The sequence below is a fragment of the Streptomyces sp. NPDC041200 genome, from assembly GCF_055591805.1.
In genome coordinates this window covers 407,461-426,042 of the sequence record NZ_JBVIZF010000002.1, presented here as the reverse complement: position 1 = coordinate 426,042, position 18,582 = coordinate 407,461, and the positions used below count along the sequence as shown (strand labels likewise).

The window sequence follows — 18,582 nt, the reverse complement described above, 5'->3', positions numbered from 1 at the left end:
GGCAGGCGACGAGAGGTGACGACGGCTAGAGCCAGCCGTTGCGGCGGAAGCCCCGGTGGATGGCGAAACACACGGCGACGATCACGATCAGGACCAACGGGTAGCCGAAGCGCCACCGCAGCTCGGGCATGTGGTCGAAGTTCATCCCGTACACCCCGCACACCATGGTGGGCACGGCGATGATCGCCGCCCATGCGGTGATCTTGCGCATGTCCTCGTTCTGGGCGACGGTCACCTGGGCGAGATGGGCCTGGAGTATGGAGTTCAGCAGGTCGTCGAAGGCCGCGATCTGGTCGGTGACCCGGTCCAGGTGGTCGGCGACGTCCCGGAAGTACTTCTGGATGTCGACGTCGACCGCGGGGAGGCGCTGCGTGGAGAGCCGTTCCATCGGACGGTCCAAGGGCGCCACGGCGCGCTTCAGCTCCAGCAGCTCGCGCTTGAGCTGGTAGATCCGGCCCGGGTCGGCCCGGTACGCGGGCTCAGGGGCGAAGACATCGGTCTCGACCTGGTCGATGTCGTCCTGCACCGCGTCGGCGACCGCGAGGTAGTCCTCGACCACGTGGTCGGCGATGGCGTGCAGCACCGCGGACGGGCCCTTGGCCAGCTGGGCCGGGTCGGCCTCCAGCTCCTCGCGCAGCGGGCCGAGCGATCCGTGGCGGCCGTGCCGTACGGTGACGACGAAATCGGGCCCGGTGAAGATCATGACCTCGCCGGTGTCCACGACCTCACTCGTCGTGGTCAGCTCGTCGTGATCGACGTAGCGGACCGTCTTGAAGACGGTGAACAGCGTGTCGCCGTAGGTGTCCAGTTTCGGCCGCTGGTGCGCCTGGACGGTGTCCTCGACGGCCAGCGGGTGGAGGGCGAACAGCTCGGCGATCCCGGAGAACTCCCGCTCGGTGGGTTCGTGCAGCCCGATCCACACGAAGCCGCGCCCCGCGCGCCGCACCCGCTCGATCGCCTCGTCGGCCGGACAGTCGCCGGGCTGGCGCTTGCCGTCGACGTACGCCACGCAGTTGACGACCGACGTACCGAGCGGCGAGCGGGCGGGGTGGTTGAGATCGACGCGGCGGCGCCGACGGGCCAGGCGCGCCACTTTCCGGAGGTTGCCGACCATCGACATGCGTACTCCTTCGGCTGAGCTGCGGTCGGCCTCCTCCCTCGTCAAGCATCGTCAGGCCTCGTCAGGCCTCGTCAAGGGATCGCGCCGACCGCGCCCACAGCGTACGTGCCGCCTCCCGTTTCGCCATGGGCCCCTGCCGATGAGTTTGCGCGGGCTCCGCGGTCTGAGGGGAGGAAGGGTCATCCGTACCGCTCGTGGAGGGGCATCATGAGGAAGATCATCGCCAGCCTGTTCATCTCGCTCGACGGCGTCGTGGAAGCGCCCGATCAGTGGCACTTCCCGTACTTCAACGACGAAATGGGTGCCGCCGTCGACGCGACCTTCAGCGCGGCCGACACCCTCCTCCTGGGGCGCGAGACCTACGACAGCTTCGCCGGGGCCTGGCCGGAGCGGGAGGCGGCCGGGGGTGAGGACGCCGACTTCGCGAAGAAGCTCGGTGACGCCCGCAAGATCGTCGTGTCGCGTCAGGATCTGTCGTTCACCTGGCGGAACACGGAGCGGCTGGGGGGCGAGCTGGTCGACGCCGTCACCGCGCTGAAGAGCGAACCGGGCAAGGACATCGCGATGAGCGGCTCGGTCTCCGTCGTCCGGGAGCTGCTGGCGCACGGGCTACTGGACGAGTTGCACCTGCTGGTGCACCCGATCGCCGTCCGCAAGGGCATGCGGCTGTTCGACGAGAGCGAGACCACGATGCCGCTGAGGCTGCTCTCGTCCAAGACCTTCAGCACCGGGGTGCTGCACCTGGTCTACGCCCTGGCCGAGGCGGCCGGCGACGCGACGTACGACGACGCCAAGGCGCATCTGCCCCAGGGCGAGCGGTAGCAGCCGGGTTCCGGTCTCAAAGGGGGTGGATTCGGCCCCATACGTCCGTGGTCGGTGTCGGCCGTGCCCCTGCTTGGTGAGGCTTCATCCGAGACGGCATCGACCGGGCGAGGGGGACGGACCACATGGGCAAGCAGGTGAAGTGCGGATCGACCAAAACGGCGACCGGGAGGCCATGCCAGAATCCCGCGATGATCGGCTACTCCCGCTGTCAGAAGCACCGGGGCGAGTGGAGCAAGCCGCAGAAGAGGCGGGGCAAGGGGAAGCGCTGACCCATGCCGGTGGATCCTCCACCAGTCGGGTCGGCGCGACGTCGCATCACGCGGGGGCGGCCCACCTCGTGCAGGTGAAGGGCTCGTCCAGCCAGTAGGTGTCGTGCTGCTGGTCGTAGACGACGGGGTACGCGGTGTTCGGGTCGCAGAGTGCGTCGATCTGGGCCCGATCAGCGGAGCTGATGGTGAACCAGTACTTGTTGGTGTCCCAGGCGACCCGCTCGCATCGGTAGAAGAACCCCTTCACGCCGGGGCCGAACACATCACTGCGGAAGTTGGCGGCCAGCTTCTTGTTGAGGTTGATGTTCTCGCAGTCGGCCCTCATCCCCTCGACGTCGATGGTCCGCGCCGCCTCGGTCGTATATCCCTTGGCGGTGTGGGTGCCCCACGCCGTCCAGGTCCGCGCCGGCAAGGCGATCTGTTCGGCGACCTCGGCGAGCAAGGGGCTGCGCGGTGCGGGGTCCGCGGACCGCGGGGTGGCACGGACCTCCGCGACGCCCCCGTCGACGACCGCCATGCCCAGAGCCACCAGCAGCAGGAGGGAGGCCCGGGGTCCGTTCCGGGTCGCGGACGACGTGGTCATGGTGCGCTCGATTCCGGTTCGGCCCGGCGGACCGACTGGCGTCTGACGACCGGATCGCACGCTAACCGCTCGGGCGGGGGATCGATCGGATCGACAGGGCTGGCCGAAGCTCTTCCCCCACCACGGTCGACCGGACGGACGAACGGCGCGTGCCGTGGCTCGCGGTCATGGGCCATTCGCGGCTGAACGAGCCGGGTCACAGACGGACGGGCAGCCGCAGCAGGTGGAAGCCGTCGCCCGGCCAGTGGCCGAACTCCAGCTCGGCGCGGTCCACGGCGAGCCGCAGGTCGTCCCGGCGGACGAAGAGCCGGTCGAGGACGACGCTCGTGACGAGACGGCCGAGCGCCGCGCCGATGCAGTAGTGGGCCCCGTGCCCGAAGGCGAGGTGGCCGTCCCCGCGCCCGAACTCCCGCCCCACATCGAGCCGTTCGGCACCGTCGCCGAACTCCGCGGGGTCGTGGTCGGCGGCGAGCAGGGCGACCGTCACGGCTTCGCCCCCGCGCAGCGCGGTCCCGGCGAAGTCGAAGTCCTCGGTGGCGTAGACGGTGGCGCCGACGCGGACGATGGAGACGTACCGGAGGAGTTCGGGGACGGCACGCGGGAGCAACTCCGGGTCGGCGTGCAGCCTGGCCGCCTGTTCGGGGTGGTCGAGCAGGGCGAGGGTGGCGTGGGCCAGGAAGAGCGCGGGCGGGGTGATCCCGGTGTTGATGAGCAGGAAGACGATGCCGATCAGGTCGTCCTCGGTGAGCGGGTCCTCGTCGTCGCGGGCACCTTGGAGGAGGGCGGAGATCAGGTCCTCGGTGGGCTCGGCCCGGCGGCGGGCGATGAGTTCCTTGGTGTACTCGACAAGCGCGACGAGCGCCTCACCGGCCCGGCTGCCGTCGCCGAAGGCGAAGTCCCGCATCCAGGAGCACACCTGGTCGCGGTCGCCCGCGTCGACGCCGATCAGCTCGCAGATCACGTGGGTGGCCAGGGGGTAGGCGAAGGCGCCGAGGAGGTCCGTACCGCCGTGCTCCCCGGCCTCGGCGATCAGGCCGTCCGCGGTCCGCTCGACGAAGGCGCGCAGCGCCGCGATGCGGCGGGCGGTGAACGCGCGGGTCAGCGGGGCGCGGCGGCGGGCGTGCTCCTCGCCGTCGAAGAGGGCGAGGTGTCCGGCGAAGTACTTCACGTACTCGGCGGGGAGCCCGGCCGAGGCCGCCTCCATCAACTCGTCCTGCGCGTCGGCGGATTCGGCGCCGTTCGGAATGTGCGTGCGGTCCCGGACCAGCCTCGGCTCGGTGAGCGCGGCCTTGACGTCGGCGTACCGGGTGACGAGCCGTACGGGGGTCCTGAGGCCGGGGAGGACGACGTGCGGGAGTTCGTCGTGGGTACGGAGGTCGGCGTAGCCGCGTACGGGGTCCTCGACCTGCTCGGGGGTGAGGTGGACACCGCGCTTCGTTCCGTCTTGTGAGGTCATGCGCCAGAGACTGCGGGCGGTCGGCTTCAGCGCGGCTTCAGTCCGGTTGCGGCGCCTGAAACCGCGCGTCGAACCCGCTCTGCGCAGGCTGTGCGTTCACCATGAATGCCGCGAAAATTGTTGACGATATTGCGGACGATCCATACGTTCACACACCGACGGGGGCCACGGACGAGCGGCAGGAGAACTCAGTGAAGCGCAGGACCATGGTCGTGGGACTCGCCGCGGCCACCGCGGTGTCGACGGCGGGAGTCGGCCTCGCCGCCGCCCGCTCGCGGAAGCCCTCGGACGCGCTGGTCTTCGACAAGGACGCCTACACGGTCCTGACGACGACCATCGCCACGGCCGACGGCGACAAGAGCGTGACGTACCACTTCTACAAGGCCATCACCTATGTCGCGCGGCCGGTGGACGCGAAGTACCAGTGCCTGAACGTCAGCGTTCCCGTCGCCATCGACGGCAAGGCGGTCGACGCCACCCGCGCGCCGATCCTCTTCGCCAACTCGGTGGGCGGCTACATGCCGTCGTCCGTGGCGGACGCCACCGGGGTCGGCGGCTCTCCGATGACGCCGCCCGGCGGCGGGGGCGGTGGCGGTGGCCAGGCCGCCATGGTCAGCAACGCCAAGCTGGCCGTGGCCGCCGGCTACGTCGTCGTCGAGCCGGGCGCCCGCGGCCGGACCCTCGTCGACGCGGACGGTACGTACTACGGCACGGCGCCCACCGCCATCGTCGACCTGAAGGCCGCGGTGCGGTACGTACGCTTCAACAAGGGCCGCATCCCCGGGAACACCGACCGCATCGTCTCCTCCGGAACCAGCGCCGGAGGCGCCCTGTCCGCCCTGCTCGGCGCGTCCGGCGACAGCCCCCTGTACGAGGCCGACCTCAGGGAACTGGGCGCGGCCCCCGCGAGCGACGCCATCTTCGCGGGCGGCGCCTGGTGCCCCATCGCCGACCTCGAACACGCCGACATGGCGTACGAGTGGAACTGGGGCGGCAACACGCTGAGTTCCGGCGACACCGTCGACCAGGCCGTCTCCGGGGAGCTGCGCTCCGCGTTCGCCGAATACCAGGCCTCCCTGAAGCTGAGGGGCCCGCACGGCTCCAGCCCCATCACGGCCCGCAACTACGACGAACACCTCGTGCAGACCTACCTCGAACCGGCCGCCACCGCCTATCTCAAGGCCCTCCCGGCATCCGACCGTTCGAGCTATCTGGCCAAGAACCCCTGGCTCACCTGGTCCGGCGGCCGGGCCACCTTCGCGTGGGCCGACTTCCTCACCCACGTCGGGGCCCGGAAGAAGGACACGCCGGCGTTCGACCCCTTCGACCTCTCCTCGCCGGAGAACAACCTGTTCGGCACGGGAACCACCAAGGCCCGCCACTTCACCCTGTACAGCCTGCGCCACGCCACCGGCAACCCGAGCGCACGGCTCGACGGCGACCTGCCGCGCAAACTCGACCTGATGAACCCCATGTTCTTCATCCAGCACCGGAACCCCGGCCGGGCGAAGCACTGGTGGATCCGCGTCGGCACGAAGGACACCGACACCTCCCTCACCGTCGTCGGCAACCTCGCCGCCGGTCTGGAGAACCTGGGCGACGACGTCAACGCCCTCATGTACTGGGACGCCGGACATGGCGCCAACCAGGACGCGGCGGACTTCATGACGTGGATCGGCCGGGTGACGGGCCACGCCGGGTGACGGGCCACGCCGGGTGACGGGGCGCCAGAACCCACCTGACGGAGAGAGCCCCGTGGAGGTACGTTGCTCGCATGACCGACAACCGAAAGGGCAATGCCGCGTAGGCGCCCCTCAGCCCTGCGGGGCGACATCCCGGTACGGGTCCACCGCCGCCCGCGGCATCCACCGATCGACCGTCTCTCCGGCTCCTGTGCCGCCGCTCTGCGCCGTCTCGAACGAACGCGCTTCTGGCCTGAGGCGATCGGGGAAGCCTATGCGCACTGGAAGGCACTCGCGCACGGTCCTCTCCGACGGCTGACGGAGCCATCCGTGACGCCGCTGTGCAGCATCCCCGAATGCGGCTGCGACCCCGGATACTTCCGTGACCGCCTCGAAACGGTGATCCACGCTCTGCCCAGGAGAAGCGCGCGCGAGCTGCGCGTGCTGGTGTGGTCCCTCGACGCCAGGATCCTGGAACGGGCCAGGATCATCCGCGCCGACGCCCCGGACAGTCCATGGTGGCGCGACCTCGGCTGGTAGTCGGCACGCACCGTGGTCACCCGCCCCCTCGGGGACCGAACAGCGGGGTCCAGGGGCGGATGGCGGTGATGTCGACGCCGGGGGTGCGGAAGTACGGATCGGCGGCGAGGATACGGTCCAGTTCCTCCCGCTCGACGTCGAAGATCAGCAGCGCGCCCGTGTCGTCCGCCCAGGGGCCCGCGGCCACGAGACGGCGGTCCGCGTAGAGGTCGCCCAGGAGGGCGCGGTGGGCCGGGCGGGCGGCGAGGCGTTCGGGCGTCGGCGTGAAGGCCAGTTCCACGATCAGCATGCGGCGACGGTAGGCGGGTGAGGATGGGCGGGTCTGTATCGGCCGATACACCGGCGGCGGGCTGGCGGCTGCTGGGCGAGGTGCCGCTGCTGGCCGGGCTGCCGGAGGAACGGCTGCGCGCGCTGTGGGCCGCTTCGGCGCGGCGCACCTGCCCGGCCGGGCAGGTGCTGGCCGCCGCGGGCGAACCGGCCGGGTACCTCCCGTTGCTGCTGCGGGGGTCGGTGGCCGCCACCGGCACGACGGCCTCCGGGCGGGTCGTCCGGTTCGGCCAGTGGTCCGGTCCGTGCGCCCTCGACAAGATCGCGGTGATCGACGGCCGGGGGCACACCGCGACGTTCACCGCGCTCACCCCGTGCACCGTGCGCAGGCTGCGCCGGGACCGCTTTCTGGCGCTGGTCGAGGACGCCGCGCCGGACGCGGCCCCGGTACGCGCTCACGTCCTGCGCGTCCTGGCCGGGCAGGCCCGGCGGCAGCAGGAGCGGTTCATGGCCACCGCCACCGGGTCCGCCGAGGCGCGGCTGGCGGCCTGGCTGCTGGAGGAGGCCGCGACGGACGCCGGGGGGCGGGTCCCGCTGCCGGGTACCCAGCAGGACCTGGGGGACCTGCTGGGCGTCACCCGGGTCACGGTCAACCGCGCCCTCGCCCGGCTGCGCCGCGACGGCCTGATCGAGGTGGGGCCGCGGTCGGTGACGGTGCTCGCCCCGGAGCTGCTGGGGCGGCGCGCCGCGGGCTGATCCGCCGGGGGCGGGGCCTCAATCGTGTTTTCAGGTGCGGCGTGCCGCGCGTAGCTGGGCGGCGGTCGAGCTGGGACGGTACGGGGCGGTGCCCGCGTACGTGGCGCGGTAGCCGTGCTGGCGCAGGTCGTCGTAGCGGGCCCGCGAACCGGTGCGGAGAGTGGCGTCGCACCGTGCCCTGCCCCGGGTGTTCGTCACCGCGGCGCACAGCTTGCGGGCGCCGGTGGAGTCGGTGAACCGGACCGTCTGGCCGGGCAGCGCGGCGCCGTCGGCCGTGGTCAGGGTGGCGGACAGCCCCTTGACCCGCAGGGACGCGGGCGAGGTATGCCGTTCCACGGTGGCCGCGCTCGCCTTGAGGCGGGTGGGCGCGGGGTGGGACGGCGGGATGGCCAGTCCGACCGGGCTGCTCAGCCCGGCGATGGGCACGGTGGACTGCTCGCCGCCGTCCGCGGGGACCTCCACGACCCGGTCGTTGCCGAAGTCGGCGACGAACAGGTTGCCGTACGCGTCGACCGCGAGTCCCTGCGGGGTGTTGAGCCCGGTCGCGGGGACGGTCCGCTGCGGGCCGCCGTTCGCCGGGATCTTCACCACGCGGTCGTTGCCCGAGTCGGCCACGTAGAGGTTCCCGGCCCGGTCGAACGCGAGCCCGGTGGGCTCGGAGAGCCCCGCCGTGGGGACGGTGAACTGCGGCCCGCCGTTCGCGGGCGCCACCACGACGCGGTCGTTGACGAAGTCGGCGATGTAGAGGTTGCCGCGCGCGTCGAGCGCCAGGCCGTCCGGGTGGCGGAGGCCGGTGGTGGACACGGTGGTCTGTTCGCCGGTGTCCAGGGAGACCTCGACCACCCGGTCGTTGAAGCTGTCGGCGATGAACAGGTTCTCGTCGGCGTCATCGGCATCGTGGGCGTGCTCGCTCTCGACGGCGAGACCGATCGGGCGGGAGAGACCGGTGGCCGGGACCGTTTCCTGCCCGCTGCCGTCCGCGGGCACCGTCACCACCCGGTTGTTGCCGGTGTCGGAGATGTAGAGGTCGCCGTCGCCGTCGAGGGCGAGCCCGGTGGGGCGGGCGAGGCCGCTGGTGGGGACGGTGGACTGGCCGCTGCCGTCGGTGGCCACCTTCAGCACCGTGTTGTCGGCGTACTCGGAGACGTACAGCTGCGCGGGGGACGGGGCCGATGGCGCGGCGGTGGCCGCGGTGGCGAGGCCGGAGACGAGCCCGTACGCACACAGCGTCAGGATTCCCGCCAGCGCGGTCAGTCGGTGCCGTACGGAGAAGCGGCTCATTCCACACCCACCTGTGATTTCCGGACGATCGGCCCATTGCCGTGACCCCGACATTAGGAACCCAACGCCCGCCCCGGCCCGCACCACGCCACCGGGCCCCCGGAAACCACCCGGGCGGCAGGCACCGGAATGGCCGTATTCGATTTGCGGGGTCCGAGTGGCGGGGTCAGAACACCGGCATCGCCATGAAGCTGCCGCCTCGCAGCAGGAAGACGCGATTGCCCGCACCTGTCATCAAGCATTCGCCGGTTTGGCCTCGCCCACAGATCCAGACCCTTTCACCCGAATCCTTGTTCAGGACGGCGACGCCCTTCTCACCGATGACGTCCTGGCTGGCCCAGAGGGACGTGCCCTGCACCACCGGGGGGACGAGCTGCGGCCGAACGTCACCCTGCGTGTGCCGCGCCCAGTCGGTCTTTCCGTCCCGTTTGTCACGGCGGCTGATCTCGGTGCCGTCCTGCGCGTACAGGGCATCGCCGTCGATCACCGGAGGGCCCCAGCCACCCGAGCTCTTCGAGCGTTCGCTCTTCGCAGGCAGGGACCACACCTCCTTCCCGTCGCTGACCTTACGAGCCGTCAGGGTCGGCCCGCCCAGGTAGACGACCCCCTCGGAGACGGCGGGAGCGCTCGGGGCGATCACCGTGGTACGCCGGGACAGCTTCCAGGCCACTTTCCCAGTGCGGGTGTCGAGCGTGACCACCTTGCCGTTCTCCCCAGAGACCACCAGGCGTCCACTGCCAGTGGCGATCAGGGGCGGGGCGACGGGCGAGCACTCCACCGGCATGGGCACGGTCCAGCGGACGCTGCGATCCGCGATGTCCAGGGCACCCAGGCGGTCGACCCGCGTGCTTTTCTCCGTACTCGATGTCGTGAAGTAGACGGTCTCCGCATCCGCTCCGGTGATCATGATGGCATTGGCGGGCGCGGTCCATTTTTTCTCGCCGGTCGCGCTGTCGAGCGCGAGCAGCGTTCCCTCGGGGTCGTCCCAATCAGAACTGACCGTCACGACAAGCCCGTCCGACGGCGCGGCACAGCGGGCACGCGCGTCGCATTCCACCGTCCACTTGCGGCTGCCGTCAGCCACGTCGTATCCGCCCAGGCTGTTGGCCGTCACCTCCAACACCACACGATTGCCCGCGACCACGGGACGGAAGGTCGAGAGACGCGCCCCCTGCGGGCCCCACAGGCTGGGCGGCGCCGTGCCCTTCTGGTACTGCGAGGGCTTCAACCGCTTGGCGTCCCACGGCTTGCGCGCCACCACGGCCTCCTTCTCGTCCGCGATGGCGTTCCGGACGGCGTCGTCGTCCTTGGACAGCAGCCACCAGGCGGCGCCGCCGCCCGCCGCCAGCACGGCGCCGCCCGTCGCGAGCGCGGTGATGAGCCTGCGGCGGGAGGGCGCGGCCGGGTCGGCGGGGGTGGGTATCTCCGGGAAGGTGGTCAGCTGCTTGGCCGCCGCCTCGCGCCGCTTGATCTCCGCGGCCAGGGAACCCAGCTGCCACACCCGCTTGGCCTTGGCCTTGCTCCCCGGCGGCGAGGCGAACGCGGCCGCGATCTGCTGCGGCAGCGGACGCTGCGCCGGATCCTTGACGAGGCAGGGGCCGATGAGCCCGCGGATCGAGTCCGGCACCTCCGACAGGTCCGGCTGGCCGTGCACCACCGCGTACTGCACCGCCGCCACATGCCCGCCCTGGTACGCGCGCTCCCCGCTCGCCGCGTACGCCAGCACCGCGCCCAGCGAGAAGACGTCACCGGACGGGCCGACGCGCTGCCCCATCACCTGCTCCGGCGCGCCGTAGCCCGGCGTGACCGGGATCTGGCCGGTGGAGGTGAGGGTGAGGCCGTGTTCGGGGCGGGCGATGCCGAAGTCGATGATGCGCGGGCCCGAAGACGTCATCACGATGTTGGACGGCTTGAGGTCGCGGTGGACCAGCCCGGCGGCGTGGATGTCCTGGAGGGTACGGGCGAGTTCGTGGGCCAGTTCCGCCACGCCCTGCTCGTCGAAGGGCCCCTGCTCCTCGATGGTGTCGTCCAGCGTGGGCCCGGCCAGGAACTCGGTCGCGATCCACGGCCGACCGCCCTCGGTCCACGCCCCGAGGACACGGGCCACCCCGGTGCTGGTGACCGCCTGCGCGGCCTGGGCCTCGCGGACGAAGCGCTGGGACATGTGCGCGTCGTGCGCCATCTCCGGTCGGAGCACCTTGACCGCGGCCGACCGGCCGGAGCTGTCCCGCCCGAGGTACACCTTGCCCATGCCGCCCTCCCCCAGCACGCCGAGGAGACGGTAGGGGCCGAGGCGGAGGGGGTCGCCGGATCCGAGGAGGTTCATGAGACGGGTGTCTTCCTGCCGGTGATCCGGCTGCCGTTGACGGAAGTGGGCTTATTCGAAGCGGATGGCGCAGACGAATTCGCCGCTGGTCCACGCCAGGGTCCCGGCCCGTTCATGAGCCACGAAGCCGCTGTCGAAGTTTCCCGGGACGCGGAGGGTCCAGGCGACCTTGTGCGTCCGCAGATCGACGGCGCCGATCTTCGCGTTGCCGTCGAGGGCGACGTACGCGTACTTCCTGCCGATGACCGGCGTGATGTGGAGATTGGGCACCGCGTCCCCGAATCCCGTCTCCCACAGCGGCTTTCCGGTGTCCGCCGCCACGGCGACGAGCCCGCGGGTGCCCTCGGCGACGTACACCACGCCGTCCTTCACCGCCGGCCTGCCGTACGGCCGGTCGCCGTCCTCGACATCGCCCTTGTCGCGCCCCTTGCCGAACTCCCAGGCCTTGTCCCCGTCGGAGACGCGGAACGCCATGAGCAGATCGGTGCCGAAGTAGACACGCTCCTCGTCCGCGACCAACTGTCCCGGGCCGAGGTAAGAGTCGTCGCCCGGTTCCCTGCGGAATGTCCAGTACCAGAGCGACTCGCCGGTACGGGTGTGGCGGGCGGCAAGACCGTCCTTATAGGGGAGACCGTTGACTCGACGGCTCAGCACAAGCCGATCGCCAACGACATCGGCGACGGTGTCGGTGTCGTATGCCCGGGGGCTGTAGGAGCCCGAGAAGGGCTGACGCCATAGCTCCTTACCGGTGCCGAGACTGACGGCGATGGTGCGCCAGCCTTCGTCGTCCTCGGTACCGGTGTCGGCATCGGTATCGGCATCGGAAGAGCTCAGGAACTTTCTGGCGATGAGGTACATCACGCCGTCCGCGACGAGCAACGGATGCGCCTCCTTCGGGTAGGACACGTCGAATTCCCGGAACGGGCCCGCCACACGCCGTGGCTCGCCGTTTCCGGGATCGATGGAGTGGACCGAGAGCCCTCTCTGGGGCCCCTGCTCGGGTATGAAGGCGTAGGCCCGCTTCCCGTCCGAGACCACCCGCCACCGGCCCTTCCCCCCGTGGGGGAAAGCCTCCCACTCACGGGTCCAGCGCTCCTCGCCGCTCTTCGCGTCCAGCGCCACCAGTGCGTTCTCGCACAGCACCAGGACGAGATCACCGGCGGGTATCGGCAGGAAGGACTGGTCCGCCCGGTCGACCTTCGCCCACCACACCGCGCGCGAGGGCACATTGGGCGGGCGGGGTCCGGGTCCCTTGTCCCGGGTGGACCACGCCCACGCACCCGTCCCCGCGGCCGCCACCCCGAGGGTCGACCCGCCCGTGAGGGTCAGGAACTTCCGCCGGGACATACGGGCCTTCGGCGCCGCGCCCGGGAGCACCGTGCCGGGCGGGGCGGGCAGGCGCTCGGGCTGGATCCGCCATACGTCCGTGGCCCGCCGGGCGATCTCCGCGAGCGCGGTGTCGGGCAGCAGCTCCCGGAAGCCCTCCGGGTCGTCGGGGAGGCGGGCGTCCAGCTCGCGGGCCAGTTCGGCGGTGCCGGGGCGCTGCGCGGGGTCCTTGCTGAGGCAGCGGGTCAGCAGCGGCAGCAGGGCGGCGGGTACGCCGGTGAGGTCGGGCTCCGCGTAGCGCACCCGGTACAGCAGGTCGGCGGCCTGGCCGCCGCCGAAGGGGCCGTGTCCGGTGGCGGCGAACAGCAGCACCCCCGCCAGGGCGAACACATCGCCCGCCGCGGTGTGTTCCATCCCGGTCGCCTGCTCCGGCGACATGAAGGCCGGGGTGCCCGCGGTGGCCCCCACCCGGGTCAGCCGGTCGTCGCCGAGGGCCCGCGCGATGCCGAAGTCGATGACCTTGGGCCCGAGGTCGGTGAGCAGGATGTTGGACGGCTTGAGGTCCCGGTGGACGACGTCCGAGCCGTGCAACTGGCCGAGCGCGGCGCACAGGGCCGCGCCCAGCGCCCGTACGGTCCGCTCCGGAAGCGGACCGCACACCGCCACCGCCTCGTCGAGCGGCGGGCCGAGCACATACTCGGTGGCCAGCCAGGGGATGTCGGCGAACGGGTCGGCGTCCACGACCGCCGCGCCGTGCCGCCCTCCGATGACGCGGGCGGCGTCGATCTCCAGCCGGAAGCGGGTGCGGAACTCCGCCTCGGTGGCGATGCGTTCGTGCATGGTCTTGAGCGCGACCGTACGGCCCTTCGGCGAGCGACCGAGGTACACGTTGCCCATACCGCCGCCGGCGAGCCGGGAGATCAGCCGGAACGCGCCGAGCTGCTCGGGGTCGTCGTGGTTCAGGGGATGGGCCATCAGATCCGTCCCAGGGCCGTCGGCTCGTACGACGGGCCGCCCGGCGCCGCGCCGCCCGCCACGTCCGTCTCCGCGGCCAGCAGCTCGGCGGACTGCCGGACGAGCGCCCCGATGACCGCGCCGGGCAGCCAGCCGGGCCCGAGGGCCGCGACCGCCCCGCTTCCGCCCGGCGCCTCCTCCGTACGCGTCAGCTCCTCCAGCAGCCGGGCGGCTTGCGGGCGGGACGCCGGGTCGCGGGCCAGGCACCGCGCGATCGTCGTCCGCAGCGCCTCGGGCAGTTCGCGGCGTTCCGGGACGGTGTGCCCGGTCGCGGCGTACGCCAGGACCGAGCCCAGCGCGTAGATGTCGCCCGGCGGCAGCGTCTGCCCACCCGCGACCTGCTCCGGCGGGAGGCTGCCCGCGCCCGACCCCGGTGGCCCGGACCGGTGTGCGCCGAAGCACGTCAGCCGCGGTCCGTCGGTGGTGAGCAGCACCGCGCGGGGTGAGATGCCGCCGTGCGTCACGCCCCACGCGTGCGCGGCGGCCAGCGCCTCCGCGAGCGCGGCCCCCACGGCGCGGACGGTGCGATCCGGCAACGGACCGCCGTGCGCGGCGAGCGCGTCCGGGAGCGGCAGCGCGGGCAGGTACGGCGAGGCGTACCAGAGCGCCTCGCCCGTCCCGCCGAGGTCGGTCACCGGGGAGATCCAGTCCCCGGACAACCGCCGCCGCGCGGCCTCCGCCTCCACCGCGAACCGCGCCGCGTCGGCGCCGGGCAGCGGCGTGCTGATCACGACCGTGCGGTTCCCGCCCGGCAGCCGCCCGATGAAGCGCCGCTCCGGAACGCGGCCGCCGTCACCGACACCCTCCGTACCGAACTCCGTGTCGAACCGGGCCACCACGTCATACGGGCCGATCCGCCGCGGATCGTCCGGGCGCAGGTCTTCCATGGCGACGACTCCCCCACTCACGACACACAGGCCCGCCAACCCTACTCACGCCCCACGGACAGCCCCAGGGCCGCCCTCACGGGTTCGGCATCGGCCTGGCGCAGCTCATGTACAGGACGAAGACCGAGGTCGGGGAGTCGATGCCGGGGTCAGTCGATGACCAGGCCCTTGGCCTTCAGGACCGGTTCGAGGCCGCAGACCTCCATGACGCTCTTACCGGAGCGGTAGGCGGCGATGAAGGCGTCCTCGGCCTCGACGCGGGCCTGGCATTTGTCGATGACGTCCGCCAGGTCCTCGTGGCGGACGATCACGACGCCGTCGGCGTCGGCGCGGACCACGTCGCCGGGGCGGATGATCTCGCCGCCGATCAGGACGGGTTCGGCCATCGGGCCGACGGTTTCCTTGACCGTGCCCTTCATGCAGACGCTGTACGAGAAGACCGGGAAGCCGAGTTCGCGCAGCTCGCGGGTGTCGCGGACGCCGGTGTCGGTGACCAGGCCGCCCAGGCCCTTGGCGACGCAGGCGTTGGCCAGGACATCGCCGAAGGAGCCCGCCTCGGCGTAGGCGCCCGCGGAGACGGTGATGACGTCGCCGGGGCGGGCGTGGGCGATGGCGACCTGGAGCATGATGTTGTCGCGGGGCGCGCACACCACGGGGAAGGCCGGGCCGCACAGGGACATCGCGGGGTCGACCGGCTTGATGGTCGAGTCGAGGGCGCCGAGGCGGCCCTGCGCTTCGTGGATGGTGGCGGCGGAGTAGCGGCTCAGCTGCTTCACCAGGTCCGGATCGGGGCGGGTGAAGGCGGTGTTGACGCGGATCATGTGTCCCCTTCGGGAGAGTCAGGAGAGGTCGGCGCGGGCGCGGGCGATGGCCTCGCAGGCCGCGGTGAGGACGTCGTTCGAGGTGGCGAAGGAGATACGGAAGTAGCCCGGCGAGCCGTACGCGGCGCCGTGGATCACCGCGACGGACCGCGACTCCAGCAGATGGGCGGCGACGTCCTCGTCGGTGCGGACCTCCTGGCCGGAGGGGGTGCGGGTGCCGAGGAGGCCGGTGCAGTTGACGAAGGCGTAGAAGCCGCCGTCCGGCGGGGTGCAGGACAGTCCGGGGATGTCGTTGATCAGCTTGACGACGGTGTCCCGGCGGGCGCGGTAGACGGCGACGCTGTCGCGGACGAAGGACTGGTCGCCGCTGAGCGCGGCGGTGGCGGCGGCCTGGCTGATGGAGGAGGGGCAGGAGGAGATCTGGGACTGGAGGGTGTTGATCGCCCGGATCAGCTCGGCGTTGCCCGCGCCGTAGCCGATGCGCCAGCCGGTCATCGCGTACGTCTTGGAGACGCCGTTGGTGTAGAAGACCCGGTCGGCCAGGCGCGGTTCGACCGCGGCGAGGCTGTGGACCTGGCCCGGCTCGTAGAAGATCTCGTCGTAGATCTCGTCGGTGAGCACGTGGACGTGGGGGTGGGCGAGCAGCACCTCGGCGAGGGCGCGCAGCTCGTCCGCCGTGTAGACGGCGCCGGTCGGGTTGGACGGGGAGTTGAGGACGACCCAGCGGGTGCGGTCCGTGAGGGCGGAGGCCAGCCGGTCGGGGGTCAGCTTGAAGCCGTCGGCCTCCGGGCAGGGGACGACCACCGGGGTGCCGTCGTTGGCCAGCACCATGTCCGGGTACGACACCCAGTACGGCGCCGGGATGACGACCTCGTCGCCCGCGTCCAGGGTGGCCATCAGGGCGAGGAAGATGATCTGCTTCCCGCCGCCGCCCACCGCGATCCGGTCGCCGGGGTAGTCCAGACCGTGGCGTCGCAGGAGCCGGTCGGCGATGGCGGTCCGCAGCTGCGGGGTGCCGTTGACCGGGGTGTATTTGGTGGCGCCGTGCCGGATCGCCTCGATGGCGGCGTCCTTCACATGGTCCGGGGTGTCGAAATCGGGCTCGCCCACGGTGAGGTCGAGGATGTCCCGGCCCTGGGCCTTCAGTTCGCGGACCCGCTGGGCGGCCGCGGTGCTCGGGGAGGGTTTGATGCGGCCGACGCGCTGTGCGGTGCCGCGCTGCTCAGTGCCGCGCTGTGCGGTGCTCATCTCAGTCGGCCCTCCGCTCGAAGTTGAGCCCGCCCGGCACCTGGAAGGTGGGCAGGATCTCGATGTGGCCGATGTTGACGTGGCGCGGCGAGGAGACGGCGAATTCGATGGCGTCCGCGATGTCCTCCGGCTTGAGCGATTCGTAGCCGTCGTAGAACCGGCGCTGGGCCTCTTCCATGTCGCCGAGCAGCCGTCCGAAGATTTCCGTCTCGACCCGCCCGGGGCAGATTTCGGTGACCCGGATCCGGCGCCCGTAGCCGTCCACCCGCAGCTGGCGGGAGAGGGTGTGCACGGCCGATTTGGTGGCGTGGTAGATGGTGTTTCCGCCGAAGTTGTAGACACCGGCGATGGAGCTGATGTTGACGATATGACCGAGGTCGCGTTCCACCATTCCCGGCATGACCAGCCGCACCAGATGCAGCACCGCCTGAATGTTGACGGCGATCTGCTCGTCCACGGCGAACTCGTCGGCGGTGAGGATGTTTCCGGTGCGTGATACCCCGGCGTTGTTGACGAGGATGTCGACCCGGAGGTCCCGCAGTTCCGCGGTGAGCGCGGCGGTGTCGGTGATGTCGACGGCGTGCGGGACGCAGCCGGTGCGCCGGGCCAGGTCGTCGAGCCGGTCGGCGTTGCGGGCGACGGCGTGGACCTCCAGGCCCTGCTTGACCAGCCGCTCGACGACCACCGCGCCGATTCCGGTGGAGGCACCGGTCACCAGTGCGGTCTTGTAGTCGGAAAAGGGCATCGTGACTGCGCTCCTCTGTCGGAAACGGGAGTGGGGGTGAAGGCGGGGGAATTACGCGTCGCGCAGCGGCAGGTGGGCCCTGTCCCGTACCCGGGACACGGCGATGAGCGTGCCGAGCGCGGTGACGACCGCGTAGAAGGCGGGCATGTTGACGTTTCCGGTGAGGGAGATGAGATACGTCATCAGCAGGGGCGCGGTCCCGCCGAAGAGCGCCGAGGAGACGTTGTAGCCGAGGCCGTAGGCGGAATAGCGGACCCGGGTCGGGAAGAGTTCGACCAGCAGGATGTGGATGACGCCGGTGTGGCCCGCGAAGACGACGGCCATGACGCAGGCGCCGAGGATGGCCAGCGCCACATTGCCGGTGCCGATGAGCAGGTAACAGGGAATGCCCAGGGCGGCCATGGCGATCGCGGCCCCCGACAAGACCTTCTTCCGCCCTATGCGGTCGGACAGGGAGCCCATGTACGGAATGGCGAGGGAGATGGCCACCAGGCTGGCCGAGGTGACGAGCAGCCCCTGCACCTTGCTGAAGTGCAGCTCAGTGCTCATGAACGTGGGCATGTAGCCGAACAGCACGTAGTAGCCGGAGCCGTTCATCAGCGGGATGAACAGGGCGAGCAGCATCGCGCGACGGTGCTCGGAGGAGGCGAACGCCTCCTTGAGCGGGTTCTTCGACAGCCCGCCCGATTCCTTCAGCCGGTTGAAGTTCGGGGTGTCGCTGATGCGCTTGCGGATGTAGAGGCCCGCGAGCCCCAGCGGGACGGCGAGCAGGAACGGAATGCGCCAGCCCCACGACTCCATCGCGTCCGACCCGAGGCCGCTGGTCATGCCCGCGGCGACCAGCGTGCCGGTGAGCAGCGAGAGGAACGAGGCGATCTGGGCGTAGCTGGTGTACAGGCCGCGCTTGCCCTCGGGGGCGTGCTCGGCGAGGAAGCTCATCGCGCCCGACGCCTCACCGCCGACGGAGAAGCCCTGGAGCACCCGGAGCAGGATGAGGAGGGCGGGGGCCGCGATGCCGATACTCGCGTACGTCGGCAGCATGCCGATCGCCGCGGTCGCCACGCTGATCAGCATGATCACGAAGACGAGCATGCGCTGGCGCCCGATGCGGTCGCCGAGGTGACCGCAGATGATGCCGCCGAGCGGGCGGAAGAAGAACGAGACGGCGTAGCCGAGGAAGACGAGCTGCACCTGCACCGCGTTGGACGCGTCGGGGAAGAAGACGACACCCAGGGTGCCCGCCATGAAACCGAAGATGCCGTTGTCGTAAAGCTCGGCGAAGATCCCCACGCATCCGGCGAGGGTCACCTTCCGCGCGGTTCTCGGATCGACGACGTTGGGGGTTGGCTGAGCGGCGGCGACGGCGGTCATGATGTCTCTTTTCTGCAGGCGGGGTCAGCCAGGTGGGGACGGGTCACTCACAACGGGGGAAGGGG

16 protein-coding genes are annotated in these 18,582 nt (G+C 71.1%); 4 read left to right on the top strand and 12 right to left on the bottom strand.

What is annotated here, in order from left to right:
• Window positions 1–25: 25 nt before the first annotated feature.
• Window positions 26–1,120 carry a magnesium and cobalt transport protein CorA gene (locus ACZ6CL_RS07110; RefSeq protein WP_468932194.1) on the bottom strand — a complete coding sequence of 365 codons (1,095 nt, stop codon included), beginning with the start codon at window positions 1,118–1,120 and terminating at the stop codon, window positions 26–28.
• A gap of 207 nt (window positions 1,121–1,327) precedes the next feature.
• Between ACZ6CL_RS07110 and ACZ6CL_RS07105 the strand changes: the two genes are divergently transcribed.
• Window positions 1,328–1,942 carry a dihydrofolate reductase family protein gene (locus ACZ6CL_RS07105; protein ID WP_468932191.1) on the top strand — a complete coding sequence of 205 codons (615 nt, stop codon included), beginning with the start codon at window positions 1,328–1,330 and terminating at the stop codon, window positions 1,940–1,942.
• Window positions 1,943–2,260: 318 nt separating this feature from the next.
• Here ACZ6CL_RS07105 and ACZ6CL_RS07100 read toward each other — a convergent pair whose 3' ends face one another.
• Together ACZ6CL_RS07100 and ACZ6CL_RS07095 are read right to left on the bottom strand one after the other, a co-directional pair.
• A complete protein-coding gene (locus ACZ6CL_RS07100; protein ID WP_468932188.1) occupies window positions 2,261–2,797 on the bottom strand; it encodes a hypothetical protein in 537 nt (178 codons plus the stop codon).
• A gap of 196 nt (window positions 2,798–2,993) precedes the next feature.
• Window positions 2,994–4,253: a cytochrome P450 gene (locus ACZ6CL_RS07095; protein ID WP_468932186.1), complete on the bottom strand. Its 1,260-nt coding sequence runs from the start codon at window positions 4,251–4,253 to the stop codon at window positions 2,994–2,996.
• Window positions 4,254–4,459: 206 nt separating this feature from the next.
• Here ACZ6CL_RS07095 and ACZ6CL_RS07090 point away from each other — a divergent pair, with 206 nt between their 5' ends.
• Window positions 4,460–5,956 (top strand): subtype B tannase, encoded by a 1,497-nt coding sequence (locus ACZ6CL_RS07090; RefSeq protein ID WP_468933300.1) that lies wholly within the window; start codon window positions 4,460–4,462, stop codon window positions 5,954–5,956.
• Between the two features lie 309 nt (window positions 5,957–6,265).
• Window positions 6,266–6,475 (top strand): hypothetical protein, encoded by a 210-nt coding sequence (locus ACZ6CL_RS07085; protein WP_468932183.1) that lies wholly within the window; start codon window positions 6,266–6,268, stop codon window positions 6,473–6,475.
• Window positions 6,476–6,491: 16 nt separating this feature from the next.
• Here ACZ6CL_RS07085 and ACZ6CL_RS07080 read toward each other — a convergent pair whose 3' ends face one another.
• Window positions 6,492–6,764: a YciI family protein gene (locus ACZ6CL_RS07080; protein WP_468932181.1), complete on the bottom strand. Its 273-nt coding sequence runs from the start codon at window positions 6,762–6,764 to the stop codon at window positions 6,492–6,494.
• A 23-nt stretch (window positions 6,765–6,787) separates the two neighbouring features.
• Here ACZ6CL_RS07080 and ACZ6CL_RS07075 point away from each other — a divergent pair, with 23 nt between their 5' ends.
• Window positions 6,788–7,498, top strand: a complete 711-nt coding sequence (locus tag ACZ6CL_RS07075; protein WP_468932178.1) for a Crp/Fnr family transcriptional regulator — start codon at window positions 6,788–6,790, stop codon at window positions 7,496–7,498.
• Between the two features lie 30 nt (window positions 7,499–7,528).
• On the opposite strand, the gene ACZ6CL_RS07070 is transcribed toward ACZ6CL_RS07075, so the two are convergent.
• The 8 genes from ACZ6CL_RS07070 to ACZ6CL_RS07035 all read right to left on the bottom strand — a co-directional run bounded on the left by ACZ6CL_RS07070 (window position 7,529) and on the right by ACZ6CL_RS07035 (window position 18,517).
• Window positions 7,529–8,779, bottom strand: coding sequence for an NHL repeat-containing protein (locus ACZ6CL_RS07070; RefSeq protein WP_468932175.1), 1,251 nt, complete (start codon window positions 8,777–8,779; stop codon window positions 7,529–7,531).
• Between the two features lie 166 nt (window positions 8,780–8,945).
• On the bottom strand, window positions 8,946–11,105 hold the full coding sequence (locus tag ACZ6CL_RS07065) for a protein kinase domain-containing protein (RefSeq protein ID WP_468932172.1): 2,160 nt from the start codon (window positions 11,103–11,105) through the stop codon (window positions 8,946–8,948).
• A 51-nt stretch (window positions 11,106–11,156) separates the two neighbouring features.
• A complete protein-coding gene (locus ACZ6CL_RS07060; RefSeq protein ID WP_468932170.1) occupies window positions 11,157–13,406 on the bottom strand; it encodes a protein kinase domain-containing protein in 2,250 nt (749 codons plus the stop codon).
• Window positions 13,406–14,332 (bottom strand): protein kinase family protein, encoded by a 927-nt coding sequence (locus ACZ6CL_RS07055; protein WP_468932167.1) that lies wholly within the window; start codon window positions 14,330–14,332, stop codon window positions 13,406–13,408. The genes ACZ6CL_RS07060 and ACZ6CL_RS07055 overlap by 1 nt, the downstream gene beginning before the upstream one ends.
• Before the next feature lie 149 nt (window positions 14,333–14,481).
• Complete coding sequence (locus ACZ6CL_RS07050; protein ID WP_468932165.1) at window positions 14,482–15,153, bottom strand: 4-carboxy-4-hydroxy-2-oxoadipate aldolase/oxaloacetate decarboxylase; 672 nt, start codon at window positions 15,151–15,153, stop codon at window positions 14,482–14,484.
• A gap of 18 nt (window positions 15,154–15,171) precedes the next feature.
• Window positions 15,172–16,401, bottom strand: coding sequence for an aspartate transaminase (locus ACZ6CL_RS07045; protein ID WP_468932163.1), 1,230 nt, complete (start codon window positions 16,399–16,401; stop codon window positions 15,172–15,174).
• 1 nt (window position 16,402) lies between these two features.
• A complete protein-coding gene (locus ACZ6CL_RS07040; RefSeq protein WP_468932161.1) occupies window positions 16,403–17,146 on the bottom strand; it encodes an SDR family oxidoreductase in 744 nt (247 codons plus the stop codon).
• A gap of 51 nt (window positions 17,147–17,197) precedes the next feature.
• Window positions 17,198–18,517, bottom strand: coding sequence for an MFS transporter (locus ACZ6CL_RS07035; protein ID WP_468932158.1), 1,320 nt, complete (start codon window positions 18,515–18,517; stop codon window positions 17,198–17,200).
• Between the last annotated feature and the right edge of the window lie 65 nt (window positions 18,518–18,582).

Bases quoted from the DNA above. Each gene is read 5' to 3' on its own strand.
- ACZ6CL_RS07110 (WP_468932194.1), bottom strand. From the start codon at position 1,120: ATGTCGATGGTCGGCAACCTCCGGAAAGTGGCGCGCCTGGCCCGTCGG.
- ACZ6CL_RS07105 (WP_468932191.1), top strand. From the start codon at position 1,328: ATGAGGAAGATCATCGCCAGCCTGTTCATCTCGCTCGACGGCGTCGTG.
- ACZ6CL_RS07100 (WP_468932188.1), bottom strand. From the start codon at position 2,797: ATGACCACGTCGTCCGCGACCCGGAACGGACCCCGGGCCTCCCTCCTG.
- ACZ6CL_RS07095 (WP_468932186.1), bottom strand. From the start codon at position 4,253: ATGACCTCACAAGACGGAACGAAGCGCGGTGTCCACCTCACCCCCGAG.
- ACZ6CL_RS07090 (WP_468933300.1), top strand. From the start codon at position 4,460: ATGGTCGTGGGACTCGCCGCGGCCACCGCGGTGTCGACGGCGGGAGTC.
- ACZ6CL_RS07080 (WP_468932181.1), bottom strand. From the start codon at position 6,764: ATGCTGATCGTGGAACTGGCCTTCACGCCGACGCCCGAACGCCTCGCC.
- ACZ6CL_RS07075 (WP_468932178.1), top strand. From the start codon at position 6,788: ATGGGCGGGTCTGTATCGGCCGATACACCGGCGGCGGGCTGGCGGCTG.
- ACZ6CL_RS07070 (WP_468932175.1), bottom strand. From the start codon at position 8,779: ATGAGCCGCTTCTCCGTACGGCACCGACTGACCGCGCTGGCGGGAATC.
- ACZ6CL_RS07065 (WP_468932172.1), bottom strand. From the start codon at position 11,105: ATGAACCTCCTCGGATCCGGCGACCCCCTCCGCCTCGGCCCCTACCGT.
- ACZ6CL_RS07060 (WP_468932170.1), bottom strand. From the start codon at position 13,406: ATGGCCCATCCCCTGAACCACGACGACCCCGAGCAGCTCGGCGCGTTC.
- ACZ6CL_RS07055 (WP_468932167.1), bottom strand. From the start codon at position 14,332: ATGGAAGACCTGCGCCCGGACGATCCGCGGCGGATCGGCCCGTATGAC.
- ACZ6CL_RS07050 (WP_468932165.1), bottom strand. From the start codon at position 15,153: ATGATCCGCGTCAACACCGCCTTCACCCGCCCCGATCCGGACCTGGTG.
- ACZ6CL_RS07045 (WP_468932163.1), bottom strand. From the start codon at position 16,401: ATGAGCACCGCACAGCGCGGCACTGAGCAGCGCGGCACCGCACAGCGC.
- ACZ6CL_RS07040 (WP_468932161.1), bottom strand. From the start codon at position 17,146: ATGCCCTTTTCCGACTACAAGACCGCACTGGTGACCGGTGCCTCCACC.
- ACZ6CL_RS07035 (WP_468932158.1), bottom strand. From the start codon at position 18,517: ATGACCGCCGTCGCCGCCGCTCAGCCAACCCCCAACGTCGTCGATCCG.